Raw genomic sequence first — 19,783 nt, forward strand, 5'->3', positions numbered from 1 at the left:
GAGCAACCAGAAACCAGAGCAACCAGAAACCAGAGCAAGCAGAGACCGAGCAAGCAGAGACCGCGGCAGGCGGCGGCAGGCGGCAGGCGGCGGGGAACTAGGCCGCGGGCTGGATCCAGTCGAAGGTGCGTTCGACGGCGCGGCGCCAGTTGGCGTATTCGGTGGTTCGCAGGGCTGGGTCCATGGCCGGGAGCCATTGGCCGGCGCGGTGCCAGTTGTGGCGCAGGTCTTCCAGGTCGGGCCAGTAGCCGACTGCCAGGCCGGCCGCGTAGGCAGCTCCGAGACTGACTGTCTCAGAGGCGAGCGGGCGGACGACCGGGACGTCGAGGACGTCGGCGACGTACTGCATCAACAGGTTGTCGGCGGTCATGCCGCCGTCGACCTTGAGGGTCTTGAGGGTGAGGCCGGAGTTGACGTTCATGGCGTCGACGACCTCGCGGGTCTGCCAGGCCGTGGCTTCGAGGACGGCGCGGGCGAGGTGGCCCTTGGTGATGTACGAGGTCAGGCCGACGATGACGCCGCGGGCCTCGGAGCGCCAGTGCGGGGCGTAGAGGCCGGAGAAGGCGGGGACGATGTAGCAGCCGCCGTTGTCCTTGACCGTGCGGGCGAGGGTTTCGATCTCGGGGGCGCTGGCGATCAGTTCGAGCTGGTCGCGGAACCATTGGACCAGCGAGCCGGTGATCGCGATGGAGCCTTCGAGTGCGTAGTGCGCCGGGGAGCCCTCGACCTGGTAGGCGACGGTGCTGAGCAGGCCGTTGTCCGAGCGTACGAGATCGGTGCCGGTGTTGAGGAGCAGGAAGCTGCCGGTGCCGTACGTACATTTCGCCTCGCCGGGGGTGAAGCAGGTCTGGCCGAACAGAGCCGCCTGCTGGTCGCCGAGCGCGCCCCCGATGCGTACCCCGGCAAAGGCCGCGACCGCCGTCCCGAAGCTGCCGACCGACGGTTTGACCTCGGGGAGCATGGCCCGGGGGATGCCGAAGAACGCGAGCGACTCCGGGGACCAGTCGAGGGTGTGCACGTCGAGCAGATTGGTCCGGCTGGCGTTGGTGACGTCGGTGTAGTGCTTGCCGCCGGTGAGGTTCCAGATCAGCCAGGTCTCCATGGTGCCGAACAGGATCTCGCCGCGCTCGGCGCGTTCCTGCAGGCCAGGGGTGTGGTCGAGCATCCAGCGCAGGCGAGGCCCGGAGAAGTACGTCGCCAGCGGCAGCGCCGAGCGTTCCTGCACCGCCGCCGCCCCCGGGGCGTCGCGTAACGCCGTGACCAGCGCGTCGGTACGCGTGTCCTGCCAGACCAGCGCGCGGCTGACCGGGACGCCGGTGCGCCGGTCCCAGACGACCGTGGTCTCGCGCTGGTTCGCGATGCCGACGGCGGCGACCTGGTCGAGGGTGATGCCGGCGCGGCGCAGGGCGAGCGGGGCGAGGCGTTCGACGTTGCGCCAGATCTCCGCGGCGTCGTGCTCGACCCAGCCCGGGCGGGGGAAGTACTGCTTGTGCTCCTGCTGCGCGAGGGAAACGAGCTGGCCGCGGCGGTCGAAGACGATGCACCGGGTCGACGTGGTGCCCTGGTCGATGGCGACGACGAAACGTTCGGTCGGTGAGGTCATCGGGTGGCTCCCAGGTCCCGGGAGACCGCGCGGGCGGCGTCCCGGACGTAGCCGACGAGGCGCGGGTGCGGGCGGTAGTGGCTGTCGCAGATGCGTTCGACGAGGCCGGAGACGCCGATCGCACCGACGACGAGGCCGCCGTACCCGCGGATCGGGGCGGCGACGGCGGCCTGGCCGACCGTCAGTTCCTCGATGTCGGCGGCCCAGCCCGCTTCGCGGACCCCGGCCAGGTCGGTGGTGAGCCGGGCGGGTGACGTCACGGTCCGGTGGGTGAAGCGCTCCAAGTCAGGAAGAGGAGCCGTCCGGTACGCGAGGAGCACCTTGCCGAGAGCAGTGGCATGAAGTGGGAGCAGTGTTCCGATGTCGAGAGTCTGGAAAGTGTCGTCGGGACGGAACACGTGATGCACCACCAGGACCTTCCCTTCCAGCACGGTGCCGATCCGGACCGCCTCGCCGGAGCGGGCAGCGAGCGGGTCCGCCCAGTTGATCGAGCGGGACCGGAGCTCGTTGATGTCGAGGTAGCTGGTGCCGAGGTGCAGCAGGGCCGCGCCGAGCTGGTAGTGCCCCGAGGACCGGTCCTGCTCGACGAAGCCGACGCCCTGCAGGGTGCGCAGGATGCCGTGCACCGTTCCCTTCGCCAGATCGAGCGACCGGGCGATCTCCGCTAGCCCGAGATGGCCGGGCCCACCGGCGAGCATCCGCAGGATCGCAGCGGCTCTCTCGATCGACTGGACGGTTCCAGGCACGTTACGGATGTTATGCCAGATGATTACGTAGGGAAACCAGTCGATGTTCGACAATGCCGAACGGTGTTCATTGTGTGGCCCCGGTCACCTTCATAGCGTCGTGGTCATGGCAGCACGATGGAAAGTTCCCGGAGGCCTCGCGGGCGAACTGGCCGCGGAGTTCGCCGGGACCATGATCCTCATCCTCTTCGGAGTCGGTGTCGTCGCGCAGGTGGCGGGCGGCGGCATCGGCGACCACGACAGCATCGCCTGGGCGTGGGGCCTGGGCGTCATGCTCGGCGTCTACGTCGCGGGCCGCGTCAGCGGCGCCCACCTCAACCCCGCGGTCACCATCGCGCTCGCGGCCTTCAAGGGCTTCTCGTGGCGCAAGGTGCTCCCCTACTCCCTGGCGCAGTTCCTCGGCGCCTTCGTCGCCGCGCTGATCGTGCGGTGGAACTACACCGAGGTCCTGCACGCCGCCGACCCCGGCCTGACCATCAAGACCCAGGGCGTCTTCTCGACGCTGCCGGGCAACGGGACCCTCCCGGTCGGCGAGTGGGGAGCGTTCCGCGACCAGATCATCGGTACGGCGATCCTGCTCTTCCTGATCCTGGCCATCACCGACGCGGCCGGCACTCCCCCGGCGGCCAACCTCGCCCCGGTCGTCATCGGCCTGCTGATCGTCGGGATCGGCATGGCGTGGGGCACCGACGCCGGCTACGCGATCAACCCCGCCCGTGACTTCGGGCCGCGACTGGCAAGCTATTTCACCGGGTACGGCGGGGCGTTCCGAGATCAGACCGGTTACCTGTATTTCTGGATACCGATCGTGGCGCCGGTCCTCGGTGGCCTGCTCGGTGCCGGGCTGTACCAGGCGCTGGTCGGCCGGTTCCTCCCGAAGGAGCCGGGCGAGCCCGAGGAGCCGGGCCGCATCCCGCAGAATGAGACACCCGAGACCGTGGAGGCAGGCCGTGGCTGATTTCGTCGGCGCAGTTGATCAGGGCACCACCAGCACCCGTTTCATGATCTTCGATCACGGCGGCAACGAGGTGGCGCGGCACCAGCTCGAGCACGAGCAGATCCTGCCGCAGGCCGGCTGGGTGGAGCACAACCCGATCGAGATCGCGGAGCGCACCACGTCGGTCATCCGTACCGCGATGCAGAAGGCGAACCTGCAGGCCACCGATCTGGCCGCGCTGGGCATCACCAACCAGCGCGAGACCACGGTGGTGTGGGACCGCCGCACCGGCCGGCCGTACTACAACGCGATCGTGTGGCAGGACACCCGTACCGACCGGATCGCCTCCGCCCTCGACCGGGACGGGCGCGGCGACGTCATCCGACGCAAGGCCGGCCTGCCGCCCGCGACCTACTTCTCCGGCGGCAAGATCCAGTGGATCCTGGACAACGTCGACGGGGTCCGCGCGGCCGCCGAGCGCGGCGACGCGATCTTCGGCAACACCGACAGCTGGCTGCTCTGGCACATGACCGGCGGCGTCGACGGCGGCAACCACATCACCGACGTCACCAACGCCAGCCGCACCATGCTGATGAATCTGGAGACGTTGGACTGGGACGAAGAGCTGCTCGGCTTCTTCAACATCCCGCGGCAGATGCTCCCGGAGATCCGCCCGTCGTCCGACCCGAACACGTACGGCGTGGCGCGCTGGCCCGGGCCGCTGGGCGGGGAGGTGCCGCTGACCGGTGACCTCGGCGACCAGCAGGCCGCCACGGTCGGCCAGGTCTGCTTCAACGTCGGCGAGGCCAAGAACACGTACGGCACCGGCAACTTCATGCTGCTCAACACCGGCACCGAACTCGTACGCTCGGAGCACGGCCTGCTCACGACGGTCGCCTACAAGTTCGGCGACGCCGCCCCGGTCTACGCCCTCGAAGGCTCGATCGCGGTCACCGGCTCGGCGGTGCAGTGGCTGCGCGACCAGCTGCACATCATCAACGACGCCGCCGAGAGCGAGACCCTTGCCGCGTCGGTCCCGGACAGCGGCGGCGTCTACTTCGTCCCCGCGTTCTCCGGCCTGTTCGCGCCGTACTGGCGTTCCGACGCGCGCGGCGCCATCGTCGGGCTGTCCCGCTTCAACACCGCCGCGCACCTGGCCCGCGCCACCCTCGAGTCGATCTGCTACCAGACCCGTGACGTCGTCGAGGCGATGGCGCAGGACTCCGGGGTCACCCTCGACGTGCTCAAGGTCGACGGCGGCATCACCGTCAACAACCTGTGCATGCAGATCCAGGCGGACGTGCTCGGCGTCAAGGTGAGCCGGCCCGTGGTGGCGGAGACAACCGCGCTCGGGGCCGCGTACGCCGCAGGCCTTGCCGTCGGTTTCTGGAAGTCGACCGACGAGTTGCGCGACAACTGGAACGAATCCCAGCGGTGGAGCCCCGAGTGGTCCCCCGAGCAGCGGGAAGACGGGTACGGCCGGTGGAAGAAGGCCGTCGAGCGCACTCTCGATTGGGTAGACGTTGACTGACACGACGCTCTCCCCCAGCAGCCGTGGAGCCGCCCTCACCTACCTGGAGCAGCACGAGGTCGACGTGCTCGTCATCGGCGGCGGCGTGGTCGGCGCGGGATCGGCCCTCGACGCCGTCACCCGCGGCCTGTCCGTCGGGCTGGTCGAGGCCCGCGACTTCGCCTCCGGCACGTCCAGCCGGTCCAGCAAGCTGATCCACGGCGGCCTGCGCTACCTGGAGATGCTGGACTTCGCCCTCGTCCGCGAGGCCCTGCGCGAACGCGGCCTGATCCTTCAGCGCCTCGCCCCGCACCTGGCCCGCCCGGTCCCGTTCCTCTACCCCCTCAAACACCGGTTCTGGGAGCGGCTGTACGCGGGCACCGGCGTGCAGCTCTACGACCTGATGGCCACTACGCACGGCGGCCTGCCCCGGCACCGCAACCTGACCCGCCGGCAGGCGCTGCGTGTCTGCCCGGCGCTCAAGAAGGACTCGCTGGTCGGGGCGCTGCAGTACTACGACGCCCAGGTCGACGACGCCCGGCACACCATGTTCCTGGCCCGCACGGCCGCGGCGTACGGCGCCCACGTCGCCAACCGCACCGAGGTCGTCGGCTTCCTGCGCGAGGGCGCCCGGGTCACCGGCGTCCGCGTCCACGATCTCGAACACGACCGCACGTTCGAGATCCGCGCCCAGCAGGTCGTCAACGCGACCGGTGTCTGGACGGACGACACCCAGGCCCTGGTCGGTGAGCGGGGACAGTTCCACGTCCGCGCCAGCAAGGGGATCCACCTGGTGGTGCCGCGCGACCGGATCCAGTCGTCCACGGGCCTTATCCTCCGTACGCCCAAAAGCGTGCTCTTCGTTATCCCCTGGGGCCGGCACTGGATCATCGGCACCACGGACACCGACTGGGCTCTCGACAAGGCTCACCCCGCGGCTTCCAGTACCGACATCGACTACTTGTTGTCGCAGGTCAACACGGTGCTGGCGACGCCACTGGACCGCAGTGACGTGCAGGGCGTCTACGCCGGCCTGCGCCCCCTGCTCTCCGGCGAGTCGGAGTCGACCTCGCAGCTGTCCCGCGAGCACACGGTGGCCAGCCCGACCCCCGGGCTGATCGTGGTCGCGGGCGGCAAGTACACGACCTACCGCGTCATGGCCCGCGACGCCATCGACGCCGCGGTGCACGGGCTCGGCAGATCGGTGCCGCGTTCGTGCACGGAACGCGTACCCCTGTTAGGTGCCGAAGGCTATGCCGCCCTGTGGAACCGCCGCCGGGTCCTGGCCGACGAGTCCGGCCTGCACGTGGCCCGGGTGGAACATCTTCTCGGACGGTACGGCTCCCTGGTGCACGAGGTCCTCGCCCTGATCCGCGAGAACCCGGAACTGGGCAGGCCCCTCGAAGGCGCGGAGGACCACCTGCGCGCGGAGATCGCCTACGCCGCCGGCCACGAGGGCGCCCGCCACCTCGAGGACGCCCTCACCCGCCGCACCAGAATCTCCATCGAAACCTTCGACCGCGGCATCGCCGCCGCCCCGATGACCGCCGACCTCATGGGCGACATCCTCGACTGGTCCAACGAACAACGCGAACGCGAGGTCGAGAACTACCGCCTCCGAGTGGAAGCCGAACGAGCCTCCCAGGAACAACCCGACGACGAAACCGCCGACGCAGCCCGCCTCGGCGCCCCCGACGTCCTCCCCCTGCGCGTCACCTCCTGACGTCACCGCCACGACGGCCCGGCCCCGCACCCGCGGTCCGGGCCGTCGCCGCGCATGCCGGACCGTCGCCGCATGCCGGACCGTCGCCGCGCGGTTCGCACCGTCGCCGCGCGTGCCACCACGGCCATGATCAGCTCGCCTGTTCCCGCTCGGTCATCAGGGGTGAGGTCCAGCTTCCGGCTGCCAGCAGGGGCCGTCCCCGCTGTCAGCAGGGGGCGGGGGTGCCGCCGGAGGTGTAGGTCTTCAGGGCCGTGAGGGCGTCGTCGATCGTGGCGACCTTGGCCATGGGCAGCCCCGGCACGGCGTTCTTGAGGGCCTCGTCGCAGTTGCCCTCGGGCACCAGGAAGATCTGCGCACCGTCGTGCTTGGCGCCGACGAGCTTCTGCGGGATGCCGCCGATCTTCCCGACCGTCCCGGCGTCGTCGATGGTGCCGGTGCCGGCGATGATCTTCCCGCCGGTCAGGTCCTCCGGGGTGGCCTTGTCGATGATCCCGAGGGTGAACATCAGCCCGGCGCTGGGGCCGCCGATCTTGTCCAGGTCGATGGCGACCTCGAACGGATGCCCGACCTTCTTCTTGGCCACGACCACCGCACTGCTCTCGGACGTCTGGAACGCCTCGGTGTTGACCTGCTGAACTTCCTTGGTGGTCTGCCCGGGCGGATAGACGACGTCCCGCGGCGCGACCGCGTCGTCGCCGTTGAACCAGCTGCTGAACGCCTGCGAGAACGAGATGTCACTGCGTACCTGGATGGTGGTGAGCCGCAGCTGACCCGCGGAGACCGACGCGGGCGTCCCGGTCACCGTGATCACTTCCTTGCCGTCCCGGCTGCCCAGCGTGTCCACGGTCGGCCCCGGCTGCAGCACCACGTAGGGCAGCGGGAACGTCAGCACCCCCACTGCTAGCAGCGCAGCCACCACGACGCCGGCGATGAGCAGGATGCCACGACGTTTCATGCGAGGAAGCGTACCGATCACGGCCTCCTCGCCTTCATCCACCGCCGTAGCCAGCGCGTCCGGGCCGCGAAGCGGTCCTGTCACGTCGACAGACCGCGGAAGACGACCGCCAGGGTTCGCTCCCGCAGGGCCGGATCCCAGCCGCTGTGCAGGGCGCCCTGGCACAGGCTGGTGAGCAGCGCCATCACCTCGGGCAGCAGGACATCCTTACGTACGGCCCCGGCTTCCTGTGCCTGGCGGAGCAGCTCCGCCACCGCGTTGTCGAGCGCGCCCGTCGCCGCGCCGATGTCGACGCCGGCGAGGGTGATGACCGAGCGCTGCTGTCCCGCGCTCGCCACCACGTTGAGGAAGAAGGTGAACAGGCCGGCCGGGCCGGACAGCTCGCCGGCCTGCTCGACCAGGCTGCCCAGCAGACGTTTCATGATCGCCGTGACCAGGTCTTCTTTACTCGGGAAGTGCCGGAACACGGTCCCGATGGCGACCCCGGCGCGCCGGGCGACCTCCTCGGTCGACGCCGCCGCGCCCCGGGTCGCGAAGACCTCCTCGGCGGCGTCGAGGATGCGGGCGCGGTTGCGCTGCGCGTCAGCCCGCACGGGCGAACCCCCCTTGGAAAATGAGTCCCGACTCATTATCGTCGAGCAAAGTCGAGTCGTCACTCATCTTACCGGAGGCCCGCGATGACCCCACGAGACATGTACGAGCGCATGCGGCAGAACTGGATCAGCAACGCCCCCGCGTTCGACGAGGAGATGCTCGCCGACGACATGGTGCTGGAGACGCCGTTCGCGATGCCCGGCCGCCCGGTCACCACCACGGGCCGGGCCGACGTTCTCGCCTACGTCAGGGCGGGCCACGCCTCGGTCCCGTTCCGCTTCGACGACTGCCGCTCCCTCGCCGTCCACGACACGGCCGCCCCGGAGACCATCGTGGTCGAGTACGAGCTCGCCGCCACGATGATCGCGACCGGCTTCTCCGCCAGCGCCCCGTTCATCGGCGTCCTGACCGTCCGCGACGGCCGGATCACCCGCTGGCGCGAATACCAGAACCAGGCCGCCATCGCCGCAGCGATGAACGACCCGGCCCGGTAAGCGCTGTCGACGTAAGCGCCCTTGCCCCAGAAGGCACCTTGTCTCAGTGAGCGCCCTTGTCTCAGAAAGCGCGCCGCCGCAGCAAGCGCCCTTGCCTCAGAAGGCGCGCTACCGCAGCAAGCGCCCTTGTCTCAGAAGGTGCGCCGCCGCAGCAAGCACCCCTGCCCCAGAAGGCGCGCTACCGCAGTGAGCGCACTTGCCTCAAAGGCGCCGCCTCAGTGAGAGCCCTTGTCTCAGAAGGCGCGCTGTCTCAGTAGGCGACGGAGAAGTGGGCGCGGTGGTGCTTCGGGTTCTGGACCTCGTCGACGACGGCCTTGGCGAAGTCGGCGCCGGAGACCGCGGATTTCCCCGCCTCGTCGAAGAACGCGACGTCGCTGCCCAGCCGGTAGCTGCCGGTGGCCTCGCCGGGGGCGTACGAGCCGTACTCAGCGGCGGGGCTGACGAAGAACCAGTCGAGTGACTCCGGCGCGGCGGTGAGGGCGTCGGCGATGTCGGCCATCTCCTTCGCCTCGGCGGCGAACTGCGGCGGGACCTCGCCGCTCTCGGTGAAGCGCGGTGCGCCGGCCTGCGGGCGCAGCGAGCTGAAACCGCCGATCACCCCGAACCGGACGCCGGAGAGCCCGGCCAGTTCAGCGAGGTGCGCGTCGACGTCGCCCAGTTTCCCTTCGAGGTCGCCGCGCGGGGAAAGTGCGGAGATGATGACCTCGCCCGTGCCGACCGCCTTGACCCGGGAGGCCTCGTCGAGCATGGAACCCTGCTCGTAGCGCACACCGGGGACGGGCTCGGTCGGTTCGGACCGGCTGTACGCGGTGACCTCGAACCCGCGCGCGGCCGCCTCCCGGACGATCGCCGCGCCTGTGTACCCGGTTCCGCCGATAACGGTTAAACGTGTCATGCCTTCTGCTTACCCCGCGGCGGGGCGTGCAGACCGGAACTCGCCGGAGAACACGTCGGGCGTGACCAGCCGGAGCCGGTCACGCCCGAAGTATCGTGCGGGGTGGTGCTTACTGGTTGAGCGTGCAGACCGCGAACTTCTCGAGGCCCTCGGGCTTGGCGGCGTGCCGGCCGATGGCGGTTTCGATGCGGTTGAGGGTGGCGACGCGCTTGTCGGCCAGGGGGCCGAGGATCGCGTTCTGGATGAAGTTGGCGCCGCCCTGGCCCTGGCTGGTGATCAGGCGCTGGTTTGCCTCGGCGATCTGGGTGTCGAGCAGGGTGAGGTTGCGCACGACCTCGTCCTTCGCCTCCGCCGGGATCGACGGGAGGCCGACGACGGCCGGGCAGTTGACGGTCGGGGCCGTGCCGGCCTCGGTGCCGGGGGTGCTGGTCTCGACCGCCGTGGGCTCGGGCGTGGCAGCCGCGCCGCCGCCCTCGTTCAGGCTGCAGGTGGCGAGGGTGTCGACGTCGAGGACCGGCTTCGCGGCGTTACGGCCGATCGCCGTCGCCATCCGGTTGATCGTGGCGACGCGCTTGTCCTTCAGCGGGCCGAGGATCGCGTTCTGGATGAAGTTCGCGCCGCCCTCGCCCTGGCTGGTGATCAGGCGCTTGTTCGCCTCGGCGATCTGCGTGTTGAGCAGCGCGAGGTTGCGCTCGATCTCGGCCTGGGCCTGCGCCGGGATCGCACCGAGCGAGCCGGCGACGGCTGGGCAGTTCACCGTGGGCGCGGTGCCGGAGCCGGCGTCGCCGTCGGCGTCGCCACCGGTGGCCGGTGCGGCGGACTCGACTGCGGTGGGCTCGGGAGCTGCGACGCCACCACCGTCGGCGTTGAGCGTGCAGGTCGCGAGCGCCTGCTCGTCCAGCTTCGGCGCCGTGGTGTGCCGGCCGATCGAGATCACCATCCGGTCGATGGTGGACACCCGCTTGTCCTTCAGCGGGCCGAGGATCGCGTTCTGGATGAAGTTCGGGCCACCCTCACCCTTGCTGGTCACGAGGCGCTTGTTCGCCTCGGCGATCTGGGTGTTGAGCAGAGCGAGGTTCCGCTCGATCTCCGCCTGCGACTGCGCGGGAATGGTGCCGAGCGCGCCGGCGACCGACGGGCAGTTCACCGTCGGGGTGTTCTCGGCGGCCGAGGCGACCCCGAGACCGACGCCGACCAGAGCCACGGCGACCGCGCCGACACCGGCGATCTGCCAGCGACGAGCGGAACTACGGGTGATGTGCATGTTCGCCAAAGCCTTCCTGTCAAAGGACCTCGGCGATCAATACGGGAGCGCTTCCACACCGGATCAGCGCTCCCGAGAGGTTAAGGGATTCTTAAAGAACCGCCCCGTTGAACCTCAACTGAGCAAGCACCTCCGGCGGCACTCCGACCACGCCGGTGAAGTTCGCTCCGCGCACGTTGCGGCTCAGCGTGAACTCGTCGACCAGCGCGCCGGTCCCGAGATCGAAGGCCGCGACCCGCCCGTAGGCGTTCGCGACGACGAGCAGCTCCACTCCTCGCAGGATCAGGAAGTTCGTGACCCGCGGCAGGTCCACGACGAACCTGGGGCGGCTCATGTCCGCGAGGGCGAAGACCCGCACGACGTTGCCGGAGACGACGGCCGCCACAGTGCCCGCCTCGTTGACGGAGCAGATACGACGCTCCGAGACCGGATAGGGGGGACCGCCCCACGTGACGTCGGAGGGAAACACGAAGTCACGCCGGCCGGTCCACTCCCGTTCGAACAGGGAGAGGTGCAATTGCCCCTTGTGCTCCCCTTGGACGAGCGCCGTGCGACCGGCACCGAGGAACGACACCTCCCGCACAGGAGCCGGGGCATCGGCCAGACTGTCGATGATCTCGTATTCGAGGGTTCCGGAATCCGACAGGGTGAGCTCGACGACGGCCTTGTCCGAGGGATCGCTTCCCAGAAGATCAGTGTCGACGAGACCTACCACGCGGCCGGTGCCGTCAGAGACGAAAGAGCCGTACCGGTAGTGAGGAATCGACACCCTGGCGATCTCCTGGAAGTCATCACACCCCAGAACGGCGATCCGCATCGAGTCGTTGTGCGACAGGTGACTGAGCAGGAGCGGACGATCCCGCAGCACGACAGCCACCACCTGGTAGGAGAAGACGCCGAAGGTCCGGCGTGCCCCAGAACCCGGTTCCAGCAGGTAGCTGACGACACCGTTGTCTTTCGCTTCGCTGGTGACCACGACGATTCTGCCGTCGGGGAACCGCGACAGCGACGCCACCCTGGAGTTCGCCTCGAGAAGCGACGCCGGTGCCTCGCCGGCGGTCCAGGTGAAGATCCGGTTCTGCCGATCGGAGAACAGCACAGCTTCGCCGGAGATCTGAAGAAGGCGCGCTACCGCCCGCCGTTCGAAACCGAGGAAGGACGACTCCGCCAGGACCGCACCGGACAGGTCGGCGTCAACGAGAACGACATCCTCGAGATCCGTACCGGCGAGGTCCGCGCGCCTGAGAGAGCAACCACTGAGATCCAGGCCGCCGCCGTCACGATCGAGGATGGCGCTCGGCAGCACGGCGTCGTCCAGGTGGGCGCCGCGAAGGCTGGTCACGTCGGTTTCCGCGATGACCCGCACGAGGGATGCGCCGATCGTCCGGTCCGCGTCCGGCCCCAGGTGGCGAGTGCCGGCGAGCATCCGCACCAGGTCAGCTCCGGCTTCTGCCGTGAACATCGAAACGGTGAGGCGGAGCAGTTCCTCGGAGACGTTGTCCGTGGCGAACAACGCGGTGATCGTCTCCATCGGCTCGGGCCGCCAGCCGAATGCGGTCCGGCGCTGGTCCGATGTCGTCCGTACCACCTCGGACCAGGCGAAGGAGGGCGCCTCAGCCGGCTCCGTGGCGCCGATGAGGGCCATGAAGTCGGCGTCCATCAGGCCCAGTTCGGCGGCGAACTTGTAGGCGGCGAAGAACTCCAGCAGGGAGCGGTGGGCCGGGGTGTAGTTGCCGTCGGCGTCGCGGACCAGCATCGTCTGGCCCATCATGTCGTAGTGCCAGTGGTCGAGGTCGCGTTGTTCCTGGACCACGTCCTTGAAGCAGGCGCGGATCCGGTCGGGGATCTCGCGGTAGTTGATGGTCAGGACCGATTCGGCGAGCATGTGCCAGGACAGTTCGCAGAGGAAGAAGACCTTGTCCGCGAGCGAGGTGAACGTACGCTCCGCCTTGATGTCCGCGTCGATCTTGTGCTGGACCGCGTAGAGGTAGACCCGGGCGAGGTCCACCTTGGCGCCGGCCTCGATGGCGGGCAGGGCGGCCAGGGCCAGTTCGGACATGACCGGCCGGCGCATGAGCTCCATCAGCTCCTCGTTGCCGAGGACCAGGTTCCGGGTGGGGGTGTCGGTGATCCGGGACAGCAGTTCCCCGATCTGCTCGTCCGCGAAGGGCTGCAGCTCGACGACCTCGAACTGCGGCGGCGCGCCGGTCAGTGCCGACGTCGAGGCCACCAGCCGCGCGCCCAGCACGTCGCGGCCCTGCTGGGCTTCGGGGAAGTGCTCGGTGCGGCAGGTCAGCAGGACCTTGGAGCCGGGTACGACCGCCCGGGCCAGCTCCCAGAAGTTGTTGATCATTGCCTGACGGTCGACGCGGGCGGCCATCTCGTCGAAGCCGTCGAAGATGAGCAGCAGCCGGCCGAGCCGGTTGAGGGTTTCGAAGACGCGGTAGCCGTCGGGCAGGATCTCGTGCTTGCGGAAGAAGAACTCGGAGAACAGCGACTCGACGGTGACGGCCTTGGCGTAGTCGCGCAGCGGGACCACGAGCGGCAGCCGGGGGCGCTTGCGCCCGGCGGCCTTGGCGGCGCGCCATTCCTGGGCGAGGGTCCACGCGTAGTGCAGGCAGAACCAGCTCTTGCCCATCCCGAACTCACCCAGCACCGACAGGTGTTCCTTGGTGTCGTCCTCCAGCCAGCCGCCGACGTAGTCGTCGAGGCCGCCTCCCGTCCATGGATAGACACTGGTGCCGCCGACCTTCCCGGAGCGCCGGTCGATGTCGTCCTTGGCGCAGGTCAGCGGGACATAGCAGGTGTCGATGTGGCGGGTGCGGACCTCCTCCTCAAGCCATTGCAGGTACGGCTCGAAGTCCGCCCGTTCGTCGATCAGCTCGTCGAGCGTGTAGCAGAAGATCTCGTCGAGCTCCTCATCGGCGATCCGGGCCGCCTGGCTGACGCGTTGCGGGGCGATGACCCACCCCTCCTTGGCCCGGTGCTCCCCGACAAGCGAGGCCGCGCGCAGGACGTCCGGGCGGCTCATCTCGGCACCGATGCCCAGGACGACCACCGGGTCGTAGCCGCGGCGGGCCGGGACCCGGACCAGCCAGACGAACTCGTCCGGCCCGTTCAGGATCTCCGCGGTGATCTTGTACTCGACCGCGGCGAACCACTCGCGCAGCTCACCGGCGAGCACCTCCGCCGGGGAGTGGTTGCGGACCATGTAGCGGACGATCTCTTCCGGCGTGCTCATCCGGTCGATGCGGTCCACGAGGTCGCTGACGCTCTGGTGGACGTCGCCGACCTTGCGCTCCAGCCGGGCCTGCGCGGCGCTGCGGGTCCTGTCGACGAGCTGCTCGAAGACCGCCTGGAAGCCGGTCAGTTCCAGCGCGAGGTTGTAGTCGATCCGGCCCAGGCCACCGGTCTCGTCGTTCCACTGCAGAACGAGGTCGACCTCACGGCGCAGGTGGCGTTCGTCGCCCGACTCGAAGGACTTCCGGAAGGCCGCCATGACGAACTCGTTGCGGAAGAGCAGGATCACCGGCTCCGGCTTGCCGTAGCAGAACTCCACGATGGCGTACGTGTAGACGCCGTCGAAATCGGCCGGCGGGCGATCCGGTGCGAGATGGACCTTTTTCAGGGCCGCGACCACGGCCTCTTTGCGCTTCAGTCGCTCCAGCGCCGGCTTGGCACCCAGCGTGAGCATCTTGACGAGGGCCGAGGTCTCCACAACTGCCACCGCGGCACCCTACCGCCACGTGAAGTGATCATGAGATCACCCGGGGGCGGGGGCGGGGTCCCGGCGGCGGAGGCGGCGGGGGTGCCTGACCCCCGGCGAGGGTGACCAGGGCGCGGTGCCATTTCTGGTTGGCGAAGCCGTTGCAGGTCCAGATGTTGAGGGGGGGCGCCGTTGGCGGGGTTCCAGCCGCCGATGTCGAGGCATTTGTTCGACGCGGTGTTGACGATGTCGCCGGCGGCGGTGATCCGCCATTGCTGGGCGCCGGTGCCGTTGCAGGTGTAGAGCTGGACCCAGCCGCCGTCCGCGGTGGAGCCGTCCGCGACGTCGACGCATTTGCCGCCGATGCGGATCGTGGTGTCGGGGGCGAAGGTGAAGCGCTGGCCCTGGGCGTTCCAGCAGTCCCAGACGCCGAGCCGGACGCGGTCGGAGTATTCGCCGTTGGGGACGTCGACGCATTTACCGTTCCAGTCGCTGATGATCTGCGTTTCGGCGCCGGTGGGCGGCGGCGTGGCCGGTGGTGGCGTGACCCCGTCGTTGGCGTGGAAGGTGACCGTGAAGCCGGTGCACTCCTTGCAGTTGTACATGACCTGGTTGCCGGGCTCGGTGTCGTGCTTCGACCAGCTGTACGCCCGCGGGCACGCCGCCTTGATCGCCTGGCTGTAGTCCGTGACCGCGTCGCGGTTGGGATTCACGCAGAGCAGCGGCCTGCCCTGGCCGTCGCGGCGCAGGTATGCCGCCGGGCACGCACTGAGCAGTGGTTTCGCGCAGCCGGCCTCGGCGCAGTACTGCGATCCGGGAGCGGGTGCCGGCGCACCGTACGGCGTGATGGTGATCGGCAGCGACACGGCGTTGACATAGCTGACGTTGTACCAGGGCGCGCCCCACGGGTCGGACGGGTCGAAGTTGAACTCGGCGAGGCTGGCGTCCTGCTCATAATTGATCGCGCAGTGGTCGGCGGCGTTCCCGCAGTCCCCGACCTCGCAGTGGAACGTGCTGCCGGTCTCACCCGCGCAGCGTTGCCGGGCGAAGAACTTGCCGCGCCAGTGCCCGGGGGTGGTGTTCTCCGGGATGACGATGGTCGCGGACGCGCCGGGTTCGAGGATCGGCAGCCGGGTGAAGTTGACCGACTCGTCGGCGTTGACCGTGCTGCCGACCCACACCTTCTCACCGCTGGCGTTGACGAACGTCACCGTGTGCTCGCCGGCCGCCCGCGCCGCCCGTCCCCCGGCTATCAGCCCGCCGGTGATCAGGGCGAGGATCACGACGACGGCGAGCAGAACGCGGCGTAAGGCGACAATCGACACGTACCCATCATGGCCCTAGGGGTTGATGGTTGTCGATATGAACCGGGCCGGCGACAGCGCGTCGCCGGCCCGTGAGAAGAGATCAGACCCGGGACAGGGCCCGATCGCTGACCACGCACTGCATGCCGAACTGGTGGGCACGGCGGACCGCGAAGTCCGTCAGGCCCGGGGTGTCCGCGTAGTCGAGGGCGTACAGGTCAAGTTGCAGTTGCAGTAACTGCTCCGCGATCTGCGCGTGGAACTCGAGCACGTCCGCGGGCCAGGGCGCGTACCCGTCGTCGGTCCAGCGGGCCGAGAACGACTCGAAGACCACCCCGTCGACCAGCTCGGCGAGCCGCGGCAGCATGCCGAAACCCCGGTTGGCCAGCATGTACGCGGGCTTCGCCTCGGCCCGGATCGCCGCCACCAGGGTCAGCAGGTGCGGCACGTCCTCCGGGTAGGTCAGCTCGACGTTCAGCGTGTCGAGGAACAGCCCGTCGAACCCGGCGGCCATCGCGTCGCGGGCCTGGCCGACCACGTGCGCCACCCACTCTGGGTGTCCGACGTGGACGAAGGAGCCGCCCCAGTCCGGGTTCTTCTCGGCGCGCTGCCAGACGGCCGGTGGGCCCTGGTCCTCCGACAGCGTGAGGTAGCCGAGGGTCTGCACACCGCGCTCCTTGAGGAACGCGATCTCCTCGGGTTTGTAGAACTCCGGCTGGAGCACCACCCGCGGATAGCCGGCGAGCTCGGTGAGTTTGCCGTTGCCGTAGTAGAAGCAGATCGGGTCGGTCATGACGGTCTCCCGTGCTCGGCGTACCAGGCGTACGTCGATCGCACGCCCTCCTCGAGCGACACCTTCGGCTCGTAGCCGGTCAGCGACCGCAGCCGGGTGAGGTCCGGGCAGCGCCGGCGCACCGAGCCGGGCGGGGCCGGGGTGGCCGCGACCACGGGGTTCGCCCCGGCCACGCGCAGCACCAGCTTCGCCAGGTCGCCGATGTTGGCCTCCTCGCGGTCGTTGCCGATGTGCACGATCTGACCGGCCGCCTCGGGCGTGGTCATCAGCCGCACCATCGCCTCGACGGCGTCGTCGACGTGGCAGAACGCGCGGAACTGGTCGGCGCCGGGCACCAGGAACGGGTCCTCGCCGGCCTGCGCGCGCAGCGACATCTCGGGGATGACGTGGTCGGCGCCCATCCGCGGGCCGTACACGTTGTGGAAGCGGCCCACCACCGTCTCGAAGCCCTTGGCCCGCGCGGTGTGCAGGAACGCGGCTTCGCCGAGGAGCTTGCTGGCCGCGTACGCGAACCGCGGCGCCGTGATGTCCGAGATCATCACCGGGATGTCCTCGGCGGTCGGCACGCTGACGACCCCGGCGTCGACGCCGCCCGCGTACACCTCGCTGGTGGAGGCGAAGAAGACCCGCTCACCGGGCGCCACCCAGTCGAGCAGGTGCATCGCCGCGAGGGTGTTGACGCGGACCACACGCGCCGGGTCCTGCTCCACGTTGCGCACCCCGACGACGGCGGCGAGCAGGTAGATCTGGTCCCAGCCGTGCGCCAGCCCCGCATAGGCGGACGGGTCGGTCAGATCCGCCGAGATCACCTTCACGCCGGGACGGGCGATCAGCTCGTCGAGGTCGGCGTCCTTGCGGCCGCGGGAGAAGTCGTCGACGATCGTGACCTCGTACCCCTCGGTGGACAGGCGGCGGGCGAGGTGCAGGCCGATGAACCCGGCGCCGCCGAGCAGTAGCGCCCTCATGCCGAAACCGCCGAGACCGACGGGAGGTAGCCGAGACCGGCGTAGCGGATGCCGAGCGCTTCCACGGCGGAGCTGTCGAGGATGCGCCACGAGTCGAAGATCAGCGCCGGGCGGCTGTCGCCGAGCAGCTCCGTCACCTCGATCGACCGGTAGTCCGGGTGGTCGTTGATGACGAGGATCGCGTCCGCGTCGGTGAACGCCTTGTCGAGGCTGACCGGGTCGCCGCCGTACTGCCGGATGACGTCCTCGGTGACCATCGGGTCGTGGCCGGTCACGGTGATGCCGGCGGCCGAGAAGATCGGCATCATGTCGGCGATCGGCGTGCCCCGCATGTCGTCGGTGGGAGGCCAGCCCTTGTACGCCCACCCGAGCACCGCGAGCCGCAGCCCCCGCGTCTCCCCGCGCGCCTCGGCCAGCAGCCGCACGACGGTCTCGGCCACGTGCTTGGGCAGGAACTCGTTGAGCGCCCGCGCCTGACCGACCAGGTACGGCTCGTAGTCCCCCGCGCTGTCCAGCATGATGTACGGGTCCTTCGACAGGCACCCGCCGCCGACGTACCCGGGCTTGGCCAGGTCAGGGCGCGGGTAGCCGACGTTCGCCGCCCGCAGGACCTCCAGGGGGTCGAGGCCGTGCTGCTCGGCGATCAGCGCGATCTCGTTGCCGAACGAGTAGATGAGGTCGGTGTGGCAGTTGTTGGACAGCTTCACCATCTCGGCGGTCTCCAGATCGGAGACCTCGACGACGGTCTGCGCCAGACCGCTGAAGAACTCCACACCGGCCCGCAGGCTCGCCTCGTCCAGGCCGCCGACGACCTGCGGCAGCTCGACGAGCTCGCGCAGCGCCTGACCCTGGATCGTGCGTTCCGGGGCCATCACCAGCTTGACGTCGTCGCCCCACGCGGCCCGCAGCTCGGGCAGCACGACCTTGCGGCTGGTGCCGACCGGCACGGTGCTGCGCACGACGACGAGCGTGCCCGGGCGGCACGTCGCGGCGACGCTGCGCGCGGCGCTCGCCAGGTTGGCGAGGTTGGGCCGGCGGGTGCTCTCGTCGACCGGCGTGGAGACGCTGATGACGGCGACGTCGACGGTGTCGCGCGGCAGTTCGGCGGCGACGTGGACGCCGTTGCCGACCCGGGCGGCGAAGATCTCCTCCACCCCGGGCTCGAAGATGTGCGACCGGCCCTGCGACAGGGTGTCGATCACCGTGGGCGACACGTCAGCGCCGTGCACGATGAATCCCTTGTCGGCCAGAGCCGCGGTCAGGGTGAGCCCGACGTAGCCGAGCCCGACGACCCCGATCGTCATAGGCATGTGGTTCCCCTCCAGTACTTCGGTGTGTGTCGGCCGCCGCGTCACGGACACGGCGGGCTGGGCCGATCCAGGTCCAGCACGGTGACCGTGCCGGCGAAACGTTCGGTCCGGTACCGCGCGCAGGCGCTGCGCACGTCCGCGGCCCGGGTCGCGTAGTCGACGCTGAGCACGAACTTGCCGGCGTCCCGCAACGCCCGCGTCTCGCTCAGGTTCTCCGCGCAGTAGTCCTCGGTGCACCGTTCGTCGGTCGCCTGGTAGAACAGCTCCTCCATGGCGATGCCGTCGACGGCCGCGGTGTATCCGGGCTGGTGCCGCAGTTCCGGCGAGTTCTGCGGGACGATCAGAAAATCCTTACTGCGGCCCTTGGCGTACGCGGAGATGCGCGCGATCAGCCCCGCCATGTCCCGGGCCAGCCGCTGCCGGTCCCTGCCCTGCACCGAGCCGAGATCGATCTCCTCGTACGCCAGGGGCGTGTCCAGGTAGACGCCGTCGAACCCGGCCCGCAGAGCCTGGTCGACCCGGGGCCGCACGACCCGCTGCCACCACCGTTCGTCGTAGTAGCGCACGAAGTACTCGCCGGGCCAGTCCCCCCACTCGTTGGCGATCAGCTCGGGCGCGTCGCGTCGCAGCCCCGGATACTCCGGCCGGAAGTCCTCGATGCTGCCGATCTCGAAGTACGCCAGCACGCGCTTACCGGTCGACCGCACCTTCGCGATCTCGGCGGCGGTGAAGTAGTCCTCGTGCGCGTCCCGCGCGAGATCCACCACGACCACCTGCCACGGCCCGGCCGCCAGCTGATCAAGCTTCCCGCCGTCGTAGTCCTGCAACTGGTACGCCCACGAGCGGAACTCCACCGGCGTGGTCGACCCGGGCGTGGCCGGCACCGGCGCGGTCGATCCCGGCGCGGAAGCCGGTCCCGGCGCGGAAGTCGGTCCCGGCGCGACGGTAGGCGCCGGGGACAAACCGGACGTCGAAGGAGCGGGC

The 19,783-nt window shown here is 69.5% G+C and carries 16 protein-coding genes; 4 read left to right on the forward strand and 12 right to left on the reverse strand.

From position 1 onward, the window contains the following. Positions 1-97: 97 nt before the first annotated feature. Together glpK (Ahu01nite_RS27915) and Ahu01nite_RS27920 are read right to left on the reverse strand one after the other, a co-directional pair. Positions 98-1,603, reverse strand: coding sequence for a glycerol kinase GlpK (glpK, locus tag Ahu01nite_RS27915; RefSeq protein ID WP_203839622.1), 1,506 nt, complete (start codon positions 1,601-1,603; stop codon positions 98-100). Beyond that, positions 1,600-2,349 (reverse strand): IclR family transcriptional regulator, encoded by a 750-nt coding sequence (locus Ahu01nite_RS27920; protein ID WP_203839623.1) that lies wholly within the window; start codon positions 2,347-2,349, stop codon positions 1,600-1,602. Before Ahu01nite_RS27920 ends, glpK (Ahu01nite_RS27915) begins: the two co-directional genes overlap by 4 nt. 106 nt (positions 2,350-2,455) lie before the next feature. On the opposite strand from Ahu01nite_RS27920, the gene Ahu01nite_RS27925 reads away from it, so the two are divergent. Genes Ahu01nite_RS27925 through Ahu01nite_RS27935 form a run of 3 tightly spaced genes read left to right on the forward strand, consistent with a single transcriptional unit; the run spans position 2,456 to position 6,519 of the window. Then, a complete protein-coding gene (locus Ahu01nite_RS27925) occupies positions 2,456-3,307 on the forward strand; it encodes an MIP/aquaporin family protein (protein ID WP_203839624.1) in 852 nt (283 codons plus the stop codon). Beyond that, positions 3,300-4,817 (forward strand): glycerol kinase GlpK, encoded by a 1,518-nt coding sequence (glpK, locus tag Ahu01nite_RS27930; protein ID WP_203839625.1) that lies wholly within the window; start codon positions 3,300-3,302, stop codon positions 4,815-4,817. The genes Ahu01nite_RS27925 and glpK (Ahu01nite_RS27930) overlap by 8 nt, the downstream gene beginning before the upstream one ends. Continuing rightward, positions 4,810-6,519 (forward strand): glycerol-3-phosphate dehydrogenase/oxidase, encoded by a 1,710-nt coding sequence (locus tag Ahu01nite_RS27935; RefSeq protein ID WP_203839626.1) that lies wholly within the window; start codon positions 4,810-4,812, stop codon positions 6,517-6,519. Before glpK (Ahu01nite_RS27930) ends, Ahu01nite_RS27935 begins: the two co-directional genes overlap by 8 nt. 205 nt (positions 6,520-6,724) lie before the next feature. Here the strand turns inward: Ahu01nite_RS27935 and Ahu01nite_RS27940 are convergent, their stop codons facing one another. Beyond that, positions 6,725-7,474: a YlbL family protein gene (locus tag Ahu01nite_RS27940; protein ID WP_203839627.1), complete on the reverse strand. Its 750-nt coding sequence runs from the start codon at positions 7,472-7,474 to the stop codon at positions 6,725-6,727. Between the two features lie 80 nt (positions 7,475-7,554). Continuing rightward, positions 7,555-8,067 carry a TetR/AcrR family transcriptional regulator gene (locus Ahu01nite_RS27945; RefSeq protein WP_239159195.1) on the reverse strand — a complete coding sequence of 171 codons (513 nt, stop codon included), beginning with the start codon at positions 8,065-8,067 and terminating at the stop codon, positions 7,555-7,557. An 84-nt stretch (positions 8,068-8,151) separates the two neighbouring features. On the opposite strand from Ahu01nite_RS27945, the gene Ahu01nite_RS27950 reads away from it, so the two are divergent. Continuing rightward, a complete protein-coding gene (locus Ahu01nite_RS27950) occupies positions 8,152-8,562 on the forward strand; it encodes a nuclear transport factor 2 family protein (protein ID WP_203839629.1) in 411 nt (136 codons plus the stop codon). A gap of 250 nt (positions 8,563-8,812) precedes the next feature. Here Ahu01nite_RS27950 and Ahu01nite_RS27955 read toward each other — a convergent pair whose 3' ends face one another. The 8 genes from Ahu01nite_RS27955 to Ahu01nite_RS27990 all read right to left on the reverse strand — a co-directional run bounded on the left by Ahu01nite_RS27955 (position 8,813) and on the right by Ahu01nite_RS27990 (position 19,683). Next, on the reverse strand, positions 8,813-9,457 hold the full coding sequence (locus Ahu01nite_RS27955) for an NAD(P)-dependent oxidoreductase (protein WP_203839630.1): 645 nt from the start codon (positions 9,455-9,457) through the stop codon (positions 8,813-8,815). A gap of 109 nt (positions 9,458-9,566) precedes the next feature. Next, positions 9,567-10,721, reverse strand: coding sequence for a hypothetical protein (locus tag Ahu01nite_RS27960; RefSeq protein ID WP_203839631.1), 1,155 nt, complete (start codon positions 10,719-10,721; stop codon positions 9,567-9,569). A gap of 91 nt (positions 10,722-10,812) precedes the next feature. Next, a complete protein-coding gene (locus tag Ahu01nite_RS27965) occupies positions 10,813-14,448 on the reverse strand; it encodes an NACHT domain-containing protein (RefSeq protein ID WP_203839632.1) in 3,636 nt (1,211 codons plus the stop codon). Next, on the reverse strand, positions 14,376-15,752 hold the full coding sequence (locus Ahu01nite_RS27970; protein ID WP_203839633.1) for a thaumatin family protein: 1,377 nt from the start codon (positions 15,750-15,752) through the stop codon (positions 14,376-14,378). Before Ahu01nite_RS27970 ends, Ahu01nite_RS27965 begins: the two co-directional genes overlap by 73 nt. Before the next feature lie 82 nt (positions 15,753-15,834). Next, positions 15,835-16,524: an endo alpha-1,4 polygalactosaminidase gene (locus Ahu01nite_RS27975; RefSeq protein WP_203839634.1), complete on the reverse strand. Its 690-nt coding sequence runs from the start codon at positions 16,522-16,524 to the stop codon at positions 15,835-15,837. Next, on the reverse strand, positions 16,521-17,489 hold the full coding sequence (locus Ahu01nite_RS27980) for an NAD-dependent epimerase/dehydratase family protein (protein WP_203839635.1): 969 nt from the start codon (positions 17,487-17,489) through the stop codon (positions 16,521-16,523). Before Ahu01nite_RS27980 ends, Ahu01nite_RS27975 begins: the two co-directional genes overlap by 4 nt. Beyond that, the gene (locus tag Ahu01nite_RS27985; RefSeq protein ID WP_239159196.1) at positions 17,486-18,799 is read right to left on the reverse strand and encodes a nucleotide sugar dehydrogenase; all 1,314 of its coding nucleotides are present in this window, start codon (positions 18,797-18,799) and stop codon (positions 17,486-17,488) included. Before Ahu01nite_RS27985 ends, Ahu01nite_RS27980 begins: the two co-directional genes overlap by 4 nt. 41 nt (positions 18,800-18,840) lie before the next feature. Beyond that, positions 18,841-19,683: a glycoside hydrolase family 191 protein gene (locus Ahu01nite_RS27990; RefSeq protein ID WP_239159197.1), complete on the reverse strand. Its 843-nt coding sequence runs from the start codon at positions 19,681-19,683 to the stop codon at positions 18,841-18,843. Positions 19,684-19,783: the final 100 nt, after the last annotated feature.

The organism is Winogradskya humida (assembly GCF_016862215.1).
Taxonomy (GTDB): Bacteria; Actinomycetota; Actinomycetes; order Mycobacteriales; family Micromonosporaceae; genus Actinoplanes; species Actinoplanes humidus.

Excerpts from the sequence above, each read along its gene's own strand:
- glpK (WP_203839622.1), bottom strand. The coding sequence starts at position 1,603 with ATGACCTCACCGACCGAACGTTTCGTCGTCGCCATCGACCAGGGCACC.
- Ahu01nite_RS27925 (WP_203839624.1), top strand. The coding sequence starts at position 2,456 with ATGGCAGCACGATGGAAAGTTCCCGGAGGCCTCGCGGGCGAACTGGCC.
- Ahu01nite_RS27940 (WP_203839627.1), bottom strand. The coding sequence starts at position 7,474 with ATGAAACGTCGTGGCATCCTGCTCATCGCCGGCGTCGTGGTGGCTGCG.
- Ahu01nite_RS27950 (WP_203839629.1), top strand. The coding sequence starts at position 8,152 with ATGACCCCACGAGACATGTACGAGCGCATGCGGCAGAACTGGATCAGC.
- Ahu01nite_RS27955 (WP_203839630.1), bottom strand. The coding sequence starts at position 9,457 with ATGACACGTTTAACCGTTATCGGCGGAACCGGGTACACAGGCGCGGCG.
- Ahu01nite_RS27960 (WP_203839631.1), bottom strand. The coding sequence starts at position 10,721 with ATGCACATCACCCGTAGTTCCGCTCGTCGCTGGCAGATCGCCGGTGTC.
- Ahu01nite_RS27975 (WP_203839634.1), bottom strand. The coding sequence starts at position 16,524 with ATGACCGACCCGATCTGCTTCTACTACGGCAACGGCAAACTCACCGAG.
- Ahu01nite_RS27980 (WP_203839635.1), bottom strand. The coding sequence starts at position 17,489 with ATGAGGGCGCTACTGCTCGGCGGCGCCGGGTTCATCGGCCTGCACCTC.
- Ahu01nite_RS27985 (WP_239159196.1), bottom strand. The coding sequence starts at position 18,799 with ATGCCTATGACGATCGGGGTCGTCGGGCTCGGCTACGTCGGGCTCACC.